We start from the raw sequence: 12,271 nt of genomic DNA, 5'->3' as shown, positions 1-12,271 counted from the left end.
AATCAAAATTAATGAAAACTTCCTACAAATCTCTCTTTTTTAACAAAGCATATGATGAATAGATAAATATAAATGTCCAAAAAAGTACTACAATAATATTCAATATACTAACCGAATAATCTTTCACTACAGTTTCTCCTATCTGTTTCGCTACCGATTGTACAGCTCCTAAACGAGAAAAAGGTTCTTTAATTAAATTTTGCATTGCTTCTAGAGGAAAAAATTGCATGATAGCATCAACTTTTTCACTTACAATAGATTCTGAATTTCTAAAACTCCAGTACAAATATCCTTTTATAAGACTCTCAACAACCAACCAAACTATCATTCCCGCTACAGCAAAAGCAGATCTTTTGATAAGGATTCCCAGAAATAATCCGAAAGAAAAGAAACCTACCAGTTTTATGAAAAAGGCAAATAAGTATTCTAATTCTGAAAAGATGATGCCTATTTCATTAAAATCAGAATAAATTAATCCTAAAATTAAAGAAATGACAAATACAAAAATGGTTGAAACTCCTGCAAAAACAACAACTGTATAGAATTTAGATAAAATAAACTCTTTTTTGCTTAATCCATCTATCAGATTTTGTTTTAAGGTTTTGTAACTGTATTCGTTAGCCATCATAGAAACAATAACTAGCAATAAAAAGAATTTTAGTATAGCTGCTATATATGTGTTAAAGTGCCATACATATGGAAAGTTGAAGATGCCTTGTTCGGCCAAATGAAATTTAACCGGACCAATATCAAACCTAATAGCTGCAATAAGCGCTATAGATGCTAATAATCCAAAATAGATGATGGATAAAATTTTACTAGCGCGGTTATGTTTTAATTTATGAAATTCTATATCTAAAAGACGTAACATGTTGTTGTTTTTTTTGAAAGGTTAGTTTTTGTGGTTGGTTAGCTCTAAAAATTGTTGTTCAAGACTTAACTTTCTTTGAACTAAATGAGATACAGGAACCCCATTTTCAAACAAGTAAGCGTTAATGGTAGAGGCAAGAACTTCATTTTCTAATCTAGCTATAACCAGCTCATCATCAACATTTACAGCAGCTACATCATGATGGTTTTTTAGAATATTGACTAATTTTTCTTGATCTCCATCGGTTTTAACCTCAATGACACCGTTTGAGGCAATCATATTATCTACACGACCATCATATAACTTAATACCATTTCTAATTACGACTACGTGACTACATACCTTTTCTACTTCATCTAACAAATGAGATGCTAACAAAATGGTAGTTCCGTTTTTGGCTATTTTTCTGATGATTTCTCTAATTTCATGAATTCCCTGAGGATCTAATCCGTTAGTAGGTTCGTCTAAAATTAATATTTCTGGGTCATTTAACAGGGCAGAAGCAATGGCTAAGCGTTGTTTCATACCTAAAGAATAGGTTCTGAATTTGCTGTCTTTTCGGTCAAAAAGATTTACAATCTTTAATTTTTCTTCAATTTTATCATAATCAACACCTTTAATTTTACAAATTAATTCAAGGTTTTGAACTGCTGACATATATGGATAAAAATTTGGTCGCTCTATAATGGCACCTACTTTTTTCAAGGCTTCATGAGTAGATAATGTTCCGTCAAACCAAGAAAAACTACCGGAAGTTCTGTTTACAACATTTAAAATGATGCCAAGGGTTGTAGATTTACCACTACCATTTGGACCTAAAATACCGTAAACATTTCCTTTTTTAATATCAAAAGACAGGTTATTAACCGCGTGAACTCGACCGTATTTTTTGTCGAGATTTTTAATTGAAAGTATTGTTTCCAAAGATAAACTTGTTTAGTCGATTTTCTATACGACGAACAAGATACCAAATTGTTACTTAATTTTTAAGAAGTTAATCTTAGAAGTTATCAAAATCAAAATCGTCTAAACGCTCAAAATCATCGAATTCGTCTTTAAACTCGTCGTCAAACTCATCATCAAAATCCTCAAATAAATTTTTATTTTCAAACTCTTTTTCGGGAGCTTCCTCTGGGACTTCTCCAAAAGATAAAATAGTTTTTGGTTCAGTTATTTCTTCATCTGATTGTTCAATAACTTCAACATAAAACGTCCACATATTTAAAAAATCATAGACATAAATTAACTTGTCGTTTTGGTTTGGTAACGTTTCATTCAACATGCTAGTAGCCATTGAAAGTCCTTCTCCAGCTTCCGCCATATTAAACAACGGAATCTCCTCACCTTGGTTCCATTCACTATCAGCAAGATAAAAAGAAGCCATTTCTTGTCCGTCAAAACCAAAAGCTTTGGCAATTGTATAATGTAATTGTTCTAATGATTGTTTTTCATCAACCAGAACAGTTCTAATTACATCTTCTTGAGTGTCTAAAATTACACGGACTTTGTACATTTTTATTCGTTTTATGTAAACGCAAAAATACGTATTTTTACCATTCAAACTACGTACTTCATGGACAAAGAAACCATCTTAAAAAAGTTTAACGGATACAATAAAAATACCTTAATGGAAACTCTTGAAATTGAGTTTGTTGATGTGGGGGAGGATTATTTAACTGCAAAAATGCCAGTGAATTCTAGAGTATATCAACCTTACGGAATTTTACATGGAGGCGCAACTGCTGCCTTGGCAGAAACCGTGGGTAGTTCTGCGTCCGCTTTTTTTACAGATACGTCTAAAAAAGTAATTAAAGGCATTGAATTAAGTATCAATCATATTAAAAGCAAAAAAGAAGGAGAAGTGTTTGCTACAGCAAGAGTGATTCACAAAGGGAGAACTACACATTTATGGGAGGTGAAAATTGTTGATGAGGAAGATAATTTGATTTCTATCTGTAAGTTAACCAACATTATTTTAGATAAAAAATAATGCGTCTTTTTAAAAAGATTTTCAAAATTGTATTGCTTGTTCTTTTTGTTGTAGCAATTGGATTGTATATAGTTTTTGTTCGTTTTTCTCGACCAAAATCGGATAGAATTATTTTAGATTCTTATAAAGAAAGTACTATAAAACCATCTTTAACACACGAAAAATTTAGAGGGTTTGAGTATAGAAAAATAAAAATTCAAAAGAATGATTCATTGCCAACAATCCTGTTTATTCATGGAGCTATAGGTTCGTTACATGATTTTTCTAAATACATGAAAGATAGCTTACTGCAAACCAAGGCAAATATGGTAGCTTATGACAGAATAGGGTATGGGTATAAAGATGAAAACTCGGTTCAAGAAAGTATTGCTTTTGAACGTGATATGGTGATAAACATTATGGCTGAAATTCCTTCAGATAAAGTGATTTTAGTTGGATATTCTTACGGAGGCCCCATCGCTTTAGCAGTAAATAAAAAGGTACAACAAGTTATTTTATTAGCTCCTGCTGTTTATAGTGATTTTGAATTTATACCATGGACAATCAATCTTTACAAATGGGGTTTTTCAAGAGGGTTGTTGCCAGATGTTTGGAAAGAAGCTTCAAAAGAAAAATTATCGCACAAACAAAATTTGGCTCATTTTGAGCATTCATGGCAACAGAATCCTAATAATATTATAAGTGTTCATGGTACTTCTGACTGGATTGTGCCTTTTGAAAATTCAGAAAGACTACAAAATATTTTTCCGAAAGAACAATTCAAATTAGTAGACATAGAAGATGTAGGTCACGAATTGGTTTGGACAGAATTTGATTTAATCAAACAACAAATTTTAAATTATTTAGATTGAATATATTACAACAAATAAAAACAAGTTTACACCATAACTTACCGTTTGTAGTGTATAAAAAAGCTAATGAAAATATTATTTCGGCTTTTTTACAGCATAGTGATCAATTATTTACTACTAAAGATTATGCTGAAAGCGGATTTGTCTTTGCACCTTTTAACTCAAATGAGCCTTCGGTTTTAATTCCTAGAAAAGAATCTGAATTTTTACAAGAAGAAATTGATTTTAGTGTAGCGATTGGAGAAAAGAAAAATTATTCTTTAGAGGATACTTCAAAAGAGGATACTTCGAAACAAAATCATGTTGATTTAGTAAAAAGAGGAATTAACGAAATTAATAAAGGAACCTTTAAAAAAGTGGTTTTATCAAGAAAGGAAGAGATAGTTCTTCATCAAATGGATGTAATTGAAATCTTTAAAAAACTAGTCAATGTTTATCCGAAAGCTTTTGTGTACTTATGGTTTCACCCCAAAGTAGGTTTGTGGTTAGGAGCTACCCCAGAGACATTGGTTAAAATTTCTGAAAATGAATTTGAAACGATGTCGCTAGCAGGTACTCAAGTAGACAAAGGAGAAGAAAACGTTTTATGGGGAGCAAAAGAACTGGAAGAGCAGCAAATGGTTACAGATTATTTGTTGGAAAAACTTCAGCCTATTTGTAAAACAGTAGAAGCAAATGAGGTGGAAACAGTAAAAGCAGGAAGTTTACTGCATCTAAAAACAATTGTTAAAGGTGTTTTTTCTAAAGATAAATCAGAATTAATAAAAACGTTACATCCAACTCCTGCAGTATGTGGTTATCCGAAAGAAGAAGCACAAAACTTCATTTTAAACAATGAAAATTATTCTCGAGAGTTTTATACTGGTTTTTTAGGAGAACTAAACTTTAAAAGAGAAGAAGAAGTTAAGTTTTCTAACTTATTTGTCAACTTGCGTTGCATGCAAATCCAACAAAACATTGCTCAGATTTATATTGGAGGTGGGATAACAAAAGATAGTATTCCAGAAAAAGAATGGGAGGAAACCAAGGCGAAAAGCCTAACAATGAAAAATGTATTGTAAAGGAAAATCACCTTTAATTTTAGGGTAAAATGTTTGTTTTTAAACTTTTATGTGTTTTGTATTGTTTTTATGTGTAACTTTAAACAAGCTTAAAAATTAATGCTTATAGAAAATAATTACTAATACAAAATTTATTGCTATGTTATTTAATCAAAGTAAAAGAAAGAGTATAGCTTATGATGATAAGCTAAACAGTAGAGTAGGTAGAGTTTTTTCAGCCCTAAAAACAGAGAGTTTTTTGGGAGAAAAAAAAGATAATTTGCAAATTAAAAACTGTTTAGAATAGTTTTAATAAAAAAACCACCAACATAAAATATATGATTAGTGGTTTTTGTGTGTAAATTGAATTTGAATTAAAATTTTTGGTAAAAGGAAACTAAGGTAAGTTTCTTTTACATATTTAATTAAATGTCTTCAAAAGAAACGTCTGTGAAGCTTCCTGTAGAGCTAGCTTCTAACGTTTCTTCTTTTTTGTAATCTTTTTGGTGACGTTCACTAATTACTTCACTACCTTTTTCGTTAACAATAAAGCTTGTGGCTTTATCTAACATTTCTCTAAAATCTGTAAAATCTTCTTTGTAAAGATAAATTTTATGTTTTTGGTAATGGAATGAACCATCATCATGTGTAAATTTTTTACTTTCTGTAATAGTTAAGTAGTAGTCATCTGCTTTAGTAGATCTTACATCAAAAAAGTAAGTTCTTCTTCCTGCTCTTAAAACTTGTGAAAAGATTTCTTCTTGTTCAACTCTCTCGCTCATAATTCTAATCTTAAAAACTTATTGGTTATGTTAAATTCTTTGAAACAAATCTAACAAAATATTTTACTTGGCAATGCTAATCCTTAAATTTCTTTTTCTAAAAGTTGTTGTTCATATAGCTCTTTATAATAACCTTTTTGTGTTATTAGTTGATTATGAGTTCCTTGCTGAATTATTTTTCCGTCATCTAAAACAATGATTTTATTTGCATTTTTTGCGGATGAAACTCGATGACTGATAATAAATGTGGTTTTATTTTTAGAAATACGTTCTAAGTTTGACAAGATTTTTTCTTCGGTTTCAGTATCCACAGCAGATAAACAATCATCAAAAATTAAAATTTTAGGATCTTTTATAATGGCTCTGGCTATAGAGGTTCTTTGTTTTTGACCACCAGATAAGGTTACGCCTCGTTCTCCTAAAACTGTTTGATAGCCATTTTTAAACTCAATAATATTATCATGAATTACTGCATTTTTTGCAGCTTCTATAATTTCTTCTTCGCTAGCATCTTCTTTTCCAAACTTAATGTTATTTTCAATAGTATCTGAAAATAAAAAAGGATCTTGTGGAACAAAGCCTATTTGGTTTCTAATATCGTCTAAATTGCACTCTTTAATAGGTGTGTTGTCAATTAAAATAACACCTTCAGTAGCATCATATAAACGAGATACTAAATTTACTATAGATGATTTTCCACTTCCGGTTTTCCCTAAAATAGCAATGGTTTCCCCTTTTTCAACGGAAAAGCTAATATTTTTTAAAGCAGTAATATCAGTATCATCATATATTAATGATACATTTTTAAATTCTATATTTCCTTCAATATCTGTATTTGTTGAAACATGGTTTTGTACATCGGGCACCTGTTCTAAAAACTCATTAATACGTTGCTGAGAAGCTTCTGCTTGCTGAACAATAGAGGTTACCCAACCAACAATGGCAACAGGCCATGTTAAAATGTTTACATATAAAATGAATTCAGCTATCACACCAATTCTTATTTCACCAGCTATATATTGTTTACCACCAATATATAGTACTAAAACATTACTAATACCAATAAGTAGGATCATTAATGGAAAAAATAAAGCTTGTACTTTAGATAGGTCGATGTTTTTTTCTTTTGTTTCATCTGCAAGTTCATCAAAACTATCAATAACTGTATTTTCAATTGCGTATGATTTTACCACATTAATTCCCGAGAAGAACTCTTGATTATAAGTGGTTAGTTTTGAAAGGTACTGCTGTACAATAGAAGTTCTTTTATTAATTTGTTTACTTAATAAAAAGATGGATATTGATAAAACTGGAAACGGTATTAATGTATACATAGTTAATGTTGGGTCAGCTTTATACATTTGAGTAAAACCGATAATAAAAGACACTACCATGTTTAAAGAGTACATAATTGCGGGGCCGAAATACATTCGTACCTTAGAAACATCTTCAGAAATTCTGTTCATCAAATCTCCTGTCCTGTTTTTTTTGTAGAAATTAAGAGACAACCGTTGGTATTGTTGATAAATTTCATTTTTAAGATCAAATTCAACCAATCTTGAAACTACAATAATGGTCTGTCTCATTAAAAAAGTAAAAAAGCCAGCTAAAAGAGTAACTGCAATAATTAAAAGAATATTTTGAAGTAGTTCTTGTTTTACTATAGATATATCAGTCTTATTTCCTGTTACATAATCTTCAACAACATTTAAAGAGTTTTTGATGATTTCAGGTATTTTTAAAGATAGGATTTTAGATAGTAGAGTAATAACTATACCTACCAATAGTCTCCACTTATATTTTAAATAATATTTATTAAGGTACTTTAATGCTTTCAAATTTATAAGATGAATTAATGGTTATTAACTTAGGTCTTTGAGTATTAATTTTATAACAAACAGTTTTCATTTGTTAAAAATATTACAATTCAGAAGTCTTTTTTTGTTTATCATTTGCGAATTTCATATTTTTGCGCATGAAAATTTGAGGAAAAACAAATTTATCCTTTAAAAAACAGACAATATATGACATCAGAAATTATTGATACTAAAGACCTTAAAAACGATCCTGTTTTCGGGCAACTATCTTTTGACGGTCACGAACAAATCGTTTTTTGCAATGACGAAGATACAGGTTTAAAAGCAATTATTGGTATTCATAACACAACTTTAGGTCCGGCTTTAGGAGGTACTAGAATGTGGCAATATAAAAGTGAGTGGGATGCTTTAAATGATGTGTTACGTTTATCTCGTGGAATGACTTATAAATCAGCAGTAACTGGTTTAAATTTAGGAGGAGGTAAAGCCGTAATTATTGGTGATGCTAAGACTCAAAAAAATGATGCATTAATGCGTAAATTTGGTGAGTTTGTTAATTCATTAAGTGGAAAATACATTACAGCAGAAGATGTAGGTATGGAAACTCGCGATATGGATATTATTCGAGAAGTAACTCCACATGTAACTGGTGTTTCGGAAGCTATTGGAGGATCAGGAAATCCATCTCCTGTAACTGCTTACGGTGTTTATATGGGTATGAAAGCTGCTGCTAAATACAAGTTTGGAACAGATAATTTAGCAGGTAAGAAAGTATTAGTGCAAGGTGTTGGTCATGTAGGAGAAACTTTAGTTAAACATATCACTGATGAAGGAGCACAAGTTATTTTGAATGATATAAATGAGGCGCGTTTAGAAGAATTAAGCAAAAAATACAATGCTAATGTAGTGTTAGGAAATGATATTTTTGGTTTAGACATTGATATTTATGCACCATGTGCGTTAGGAGCAACTGTAAATGATGCAACTATCAATCAATTAAAAGCGCAAGTAATTGCCGGAGCAGCAAACAACCAGTTGGCAGATGAGGTTAAGCATGGTAAAATGTTAAAAGAAAAAGGAATTGCTTATGCTCCTGATTTCTTAATTAATGCAGGAGGAATTATTAATGTTTACGCAGAGTTAGAAGGCTATAATAAAGAAGAAAGCTTACGTAAAACAGAAAATATTTACAATACAACATTAGAGATATTCGAATTATCAGAAAAAGAGAATATCACTACGCATCAAGCGGCATTCAACATTGCTCAAGCAAGAATTGATGCACGTAAAAAAGAAAAAAATAGCTAGACCAAAAACAATAAAAGTTATATTTTTGCAGAGCGTTAGAAATTAATCTATCGCTCTTTTTTTTAAAGTTCTTTAAAGATGATTAACAGAAGACATATTCGTGTTAAAGTAATGCAATCTGTATATGCTATGCAGCAATCGCATAACGATGATTTAGTAAAAGAAGAAAAATTCTTGAAGCATAGTATTCAAAAAATGTTTGATTTGTATGTGATTAATTTGCAGTTAATTACAGAAATGCAAAAATTAGCTAAGAAAAAAATCGAACTTTCCAAAAAGAAAATTCTAGCTACTAAAGAAGACTTACAACCCAATACTAAATTTATAGACAACAGACTAATTAAATTATTAGTTGAAAGTGTTAGTTTAGAGGGGTATGTAGAATTAAATAAACTAGACAATTGGTACTTAGACGACGAATATGTGAAAATTTTGTTAGAAGATTTACAGCAAAGTGATTTGTATCAATCGTATATGAATTCTAGCGAAGATAATTTTAATGCTGATAAAACTTTTGTAGTAGATTTCTTTAAAGAAATTATTGCGCCAAATGAAAAATTAGCAGACTATTATGAAGATAAAATGATTTCTTGGGTAGATGATATACCTTTTGTAAACACATGGGTGGTTAAATCATTAAACAAACAAAGCCCTAAGAAACCTTTTATTTTAGGTTCGTTATATAAAGATGAAGAGGATAAAGAGTTCGTGTCAAATCTTTTTAAGAAAACAATGCTTCACCATCATAAATATGAAGATGATATAAAAGATAAAACCCCTAACTGGGAAACTGATAGAATAGCTGATATTGACATGATCTTAATTAAAATGGCAATCACCGAATTTTTACATTTTTCATCTATTCCAAGCAAAGTGACTATTAATGAGTATATTGAGCTTGCCAAAGATTATTCAACAGAAAAAAGTGGATATTTTATTAATGGAATTTTAGATAAAATATCTAAAGATTTTTCTGAATCAAAAAAAATGGTCAAGATTGGTAGAGGATTAATATAAGTAATATTTAACATTAATTTTTTTTAAAATAATTACTTTTAACCCAAATAAATTATAATAAAAATGAAAAAAGCATTTATAGTATTATCATTGGTAATTTTAACAGGAGTGTTAGTATCTTGTGGAAATAGCAATGCATCATCAAAAGTAAAAAAAGAAAATGTTGAAAGAGCAGAAAAGAGAGATAGTGATATAAGTAAAGGAGCGCCTGCAATTACTTTTGATAAGGAAGTATTTGATTTTGGAACCGTTAATGAAGGAGATGTTGTTGAAACTACTTTTAAAGTTACTAATACAGGTAAATCCAACTTAGTAATTACCAATGCTAAAGCTACATGTGGTTGTACGGTACCTACGTGGCCTAAAGAAGCTATTGAGCCAGGAGAAACAGCTGATATACAAGTTAAGTTTAATACTAGCGGAAAATCTAACAAACAAAGCAAAACAATAACTTTAGATACTAATACAGATAAAGCAACTGTTTTCTTAAAAATTAAAGGAATTGTAATTCCTAAAAATAAAACATCACAGAAAAAATTAAAAAAAGAATTTAAAAACTTTGTAGAGAGATAATTTATGTTACAAACTATTCTATTACAAGCAGATTCAGGAGGTTTACTAAGTATGCTACCATTTGTAGCAATGTTAGGTGTGCTGTATTTTTTTATGATTCGCCCACAAATTAGTCGCCAAAAAAAAGAAAAACAATTTCAATCAGAAATTAAAAAAGGAGCTAAAATTGTAACTACTAGTGGTATTCACGGAACAATTTCTGAAATTAACGATACAAACGCTACAGTTACTATTGAAACAGGTGCAGGAAAAATCAAGTTTGAAAAATCAGCAATTTCTATGGAGCTTACTAGAAGACATAATGAAAAGAAATAATTGATACGACAACATAATAATATAAAGTGAGCTTTTTGCTCACTTTTTTCTTTTTAACTAGATTGCAATAAAAATTTAATTTGGAAAAACAACTAAATATACCTAAGGTTTTTTTTAGCTTTTTAGCAGCGTCATTTTTAATGTGGCTGTTAATTAATTTATCTAAACAATACACAACTGCAATTACTTACCAAGTGCAATATGATGCATTAGCACAAAACAAAATATTACAGCAAGAGCCATTAAAAGAAATAGAATTGTTGATAAAAGGAAGTGGATTTGAATTATTATCTGAAAATTTTTCAAGAAGAAAAGTATTATTAAAAGCAGATAAGCTAAAAACTAAAAACAAAACTGATTACTTTTTTTTGCCAATTAATCAAAAAAAAGCCATACAAAAACAATTAAGATCAGGCTTGGTTCTAGAAGGAGTTTTAAAAGATACTATCTACCTAAAGCTTGGTAGTCTAGAGTCAAAAAAAGTGCCAGTAAAACCTAATGTTAACATTCATTATCAATTAGGATATGATTTGGCAAAGCCTTTAGAAACTAATCCTAAAACAGTAACTATTTCTGGACCAGAGTTGCAACTTGAAAAGATAGAATATGTAACCACCAATTTGTTAGAAATAGAAGATGTCTCTGAAGATGTAGAAAAAGAATTAACATTAATTTTGCCTAATACTTCAGATAAGATAAAAATGAGCCATAGTAAAGTAATGCTTAAGGTACAAGTAGATAAATTTACAGAAGGCGAAGTTGAAATTCCTATTCAAGTAGTAAATCAACCTTATGGAGTAGAATTTAATACTTTTCCTAAAAAAGTAAAGGTAATTTTTAAAGTGGGATTGAAAGATTTTAATAAAATTACCGAAGACTCTTTTAAAATAGTTTGTGATTATAAATTAGCTAAATCAAAAGAATTAAATTATATGGTACCTAGACTTATGGCAAAACCTGATATAATTTCAACAGTAAGAATTGTTCCAGATAAAATAGACTTTTTAATATATAAGTAAATGATAGTTGGTTTAACAGGTGGTATTGGCAGTGGTAAATCTACAGTGGCTAACATGTTTGCTAAGTTTAGTAATATTGCTATATATTTTGCAGATGATGAAGCTAAAAAGTTAATGAATACTTCTATAGAGATAAAAAAGAAATTAATAGCAGAATTCTCTGAAGAAGTTTATGAAAATGGTAAATTAAATCGTTCTTTTTTAGCGAGCATAGTTTTTAAAAATAAAGAAAAATTAGCCATTTTAAATGCTATTGTACATCCAGTGGTTCATGTTCATTTTCAAAGTTTTATCAAAGAAAACGCTAGTAAAGACTATATTTTGTACGAAAATGCCATTTTGTTTGAAAATGGAAGTAACCTTCTTTGTGATAAAATAATAACAGTTACAGCACCTAAAAACATTAAAATTCAAAGAGTAATAAAAAGAGATCATACCACAGAAGCAGAGGTTAATAATAGAATGAATAACCAATGGTTAGATATTAAAAAAATATTACAATCACATTATGTTATTGAAAATATAAATTTACAGGATACTGAGGATCAAGTGTTAAAAATCCATAATAAATTAACAAAAAAATACGTATAAGATAGTGTTTTCATAACTTAAATCTTAAAATTTTCTTAAAAATGAAGTATCTTTGTTAATCTAAGTTAAAAGCGTTTTCCCCTAAATTTTATTGATT

Annotated in this window: 15 protein-coding genes; 10 read left to right on the top strand and 5 right to left on the bottom strand. The window is 29.5% G+C overall.

Going from position 1 to position 12,271, the window contains the following annotated elements; all coding sequences use genetic code 11:
- Window positions 1–22 precede the first annotated feature (22 nt).
- The 3 genes from SLH33_RS03785 to SLH33_RS03775 form a co-directional block, all read right to left on the bottom strand.
- The gene (locus SLH33_RS03785; protein WP_320417743.1) at window positions 23–871 is read right to left on the bottom strand and encodes an ABC transporter permease; all 849 of its coding nucleotides are present in this window, start codon (window positions 869–871) and stop codon (window positions 23–25) included.
- A gap of 21 nt (window positions 872–892) precedes the next feature.
- Window positions 893–1,795, bottom strand: a complete 903-nt coding sequence (locus SLH33_RS03780) for an ABC transporter ATP-binding protein (protein ID WP_320417742.1) — start codon at window positions 1,793–1,795, stop codon at window positions 893–895.
- A 76-nt stretch (window positions 1,796–1,871) separates the two neighbouring features.
- Window positions 1,872–2,384 (bottom strand): IS1096 element passenger TnpR family protein, encoded by a 513-nt coding sequence (locus SLH33_RS03775; protein WP_320417741.1) that lies wholly within the window; start codon window positions 2,382–2,384, stop codon window positions 1,872–1,874.
- A gap of 60 nt (window positions 2,385–2,444) precedes the next feature.
- Here SLH33_RS03775 and SLH33_RS03770 point away from each other — a divergent pair, with 60 nt between their 5' ends.
- From SLH33_RS03770 to SLH33_RS03755, 4 genes are all read left to right on the top strand, one after another.
- Window positions 2,445–2,861 carry a PaaI family thioesterase gene (locus SLH33_RS03770; protein WP_320417740.1) on the top strand — a complete coding sequence of 139 codons (417 nt, stop codon included), beginning with the start codon at window positions 2,445–2,447 and terminating at the stop codon, window positions 2,859–2,861.
- A complete protein-coding gene (locus SLH33_RS03765) occupies window positions 2,861–3,712 on the top strand; it encodes an alpha/beta fold hydrolase (RefSeq protein WP_320417739.1) in 852 nt (283 codons plus the stop codon). Before SLH33_RS03770 ends, SLH33_RS03765 begins: the two co-directional genes overlap by 1 nt.
- Window positions 3,709–4,773, top strand: coding sequence for a chorismate-binding protein (locus SLH33_RS03760; protein ID WP_320417738.1), 1,065 nt, complete (start codon window positions 3,709–3,711; stop codon window positions 4,771–4,773). The genes SLH33_RS03765 and SLH33_RS03760 overlap by 4 nt, the downstream gene beginning before the upstream one ends.
- A gap of 139 nt (window positions 4,774–4,912) precedes the next feature.
- A complete protein-coding gene (locus SLH33_RS03755; RefSeq protein ID WP_320417737.1) occupies window positions 4,913–5,059 on the top strand; it encodes a hypothetical protein in 147 nt (48 codons plus the stop codon).
- 118 nt (window positions 5,060–5,177) lie between these two features.
- On the opposite strand, the gene SLH33_RS03750 is transcribed toward SLH33_RS03755, so the two are convergent.
- Together SLH33_RS03750 and SLH33_RS03745 are read right to left on the bottom strand one after the other, a co-directional pair.
- Window positions 5,178–5,534, bottom strand: a complete 357-nt coding sequence (locus SLH33_RS03750; protein WP_320417736.1) for a PUR family DNA/RNA-binding protein — start codon at window positions 5,532–5,534, stop codon at window positions 5,178–5,180.
- 83 nt (window positions 5,535–5,617) lie between these two features.
- Window positions 5,618–7,372, bottom strand: a complete 1,755-nt coding sequence (locus SLH33_RS03745; protein ID WP_320417735.1) for an ABC transporter ATP-binding protein — start codon at window positions 7,370–7,372, stop codon at window positions 5,618–5,620.
- A 186-nt stretch (window positions 7,373–7,558) separates the two neighbouring features.
- Between SLH33_RS03745 and SLH33_RS03740 the strand changes: the two genes are divergently transcribed.
- From SLH33_RS03740 to coaE, 6 genes are all read left to right on the top strand, one after another.
- A complete protein-coding gene (locus tag SLH33_RS03740; RefSeq protein WP_320417734.1) occupies window positions 7,559–8,659 on the top strand; it encodes a Glu/Leu/Phe/Val dehydrogenase in 1,101 nt (366 codons plus the stop codon).
- A 78-nt stretch (window positions 8,660–8,737) separates the two neighbouring features.
- Complete coding sequence (gene nusB, locus SLH33_RS03735) at window positions 8,738–9,676, top strand: transcription antitermination factor NusB (protein WP_320417733.1); 939 nt, start codon at window positions 8,738–8,740, stop codon at window positions 9,674–9,676.
- A 63-nt stretch (window positions 9,677–9,739) separates the two neighbouring features.
- The gene (locus SLH33_RS03730; protein WP_320417732.1) at window positions 9,740–10,249 is read left to right on the top strand and encodes a DUF1573 domain-containing protein; all 510 of its coding nucleotides are present in this window, start codon (window positions 9,740–9,742) and stop codon (window positions 10,247–10,249) included.
- A gap of 3 nt (window positions 10,250–10,252) precedes the next feature.
- Window positions 10,253–10,564, top strand: a complete 312-nt coding sequence (gene yajC / locus SLH33_RS03725; RefSeq protein WP_320417731.1) for a preprotein translocase subunit YajC — start codon at window positions 10,253–10,255, stop codon at window positions 10,562–10,564.
- 80 nt (window positions 10,565–10,644) lie between these two features.
- Window positions 10,645–11,583: a YbbR-like domain-containing protein gene (locus SLH33_RS03720; RefSeq protein WP_320417730.1), complete on the top strand. Its 939-nt coding sequence runs from the start codon at window positions 10,645–10,647 to the stop codon at window positions 11,581–11,583.
- The gene (gene coaE, locus SLH33_RS03715; RefSeq protein WP_320417729.1) at window positions 11,584–12,174 is read left to right on the top strand and encodes a dephospho-CoA kinase; all 591 of its coding nucleotides are present in this window, start codon (window positions 11,584–11,586) and stop codon (window positions 12,172–12,174) included.
- Window positions 12,175–12,271: the final 97 nt, after the last annotated feature.

Source organism: Tenacibaculum sp. IB213877, assembly GCF_034043975.1.
Classification (GTDB): domain Bacteria; phylum Bacteroidota; class Bacteroidia; order Flavobacteriales; family Flavobacteriaceae; genus Polaribacter.
Note: the sequence above shows the minus strand (reverse complement) of the source record. Positions and strands in the feature narration are given on the sequence as shown.

Coding starts and splice junctions, on each gene's coding strand:
- SLH33_RS03785 (WP_320417743.1), bottom strand. CDS start 871: ATGTTACGTCTTTTAGATATAGAATTTCATAAATTAAAACATAACCGC.
- SLH33_RS03775 (WP_320417741.1), bottom strand. CDS start 2,384: ATGTACAAAGTCCGTGTAATTTTAGACACTCAAGAAGATGTAATTAGA.
- SLH33_RS03770 (WP_320417740.1), top strand. CDS start 2,445: ATGGACAAAGAAACCATCTTAAAAAAGTTTAACGGATACAATAAAAAT.
- SLH33_RS03765 (WP_320417739.1), top strand. CDS start 2,861: ATGCGTCTTTTTAAAAAGATTTTCAAAATTGTATTGCTTGTTCTTTTT.
- SLH33_RS03755 (WP_320417737.1), top strand. CDS start 4,913: ATGTTATTTAATCAAAGTAAAAGAAAGAGTATAGCTTATGATGATAAG.
- SLH33_RS03750 (WP_320417736.1), bottom strand. CDS start 5,534: ATGAGCGAGAGAGTTGAACAAGAAGAAATCTTTTCACAAGTTTTAAGA.
- SLH33_RS03740 (WP_320417734.1), top strand. CDS start 7,559: ATGACATCAGAAATTATTGATACTAAAGACCTTAAAAACGATCCTGTT.
- nusB (WP_320417733.1), top strand. CDS start 8,738: ATGATTAACAGAAGACATATTCGTGTTAAAGTAATGCAATCTGTATAT.
- SLH33_RS03730 (WP_320417732.1), top strand. CDS start 9,740: ATGAAAAAAGCATTTATAGTATTATCATTGGTAATTTTAACAGGAGTG.
- yajC (WP_320417731.1), top strand. CDS start 10,253: ATGTTACAAACTATTCTATTACAAGCAGATTCAGGAGGTTTACTAAGT.
- coaE (WP_320417729.1), top strand. CDS start 11,584: ATGATAGTTGGTTTAACAGGTGGTATTGGCAGTGGTAAATCTACAGTG.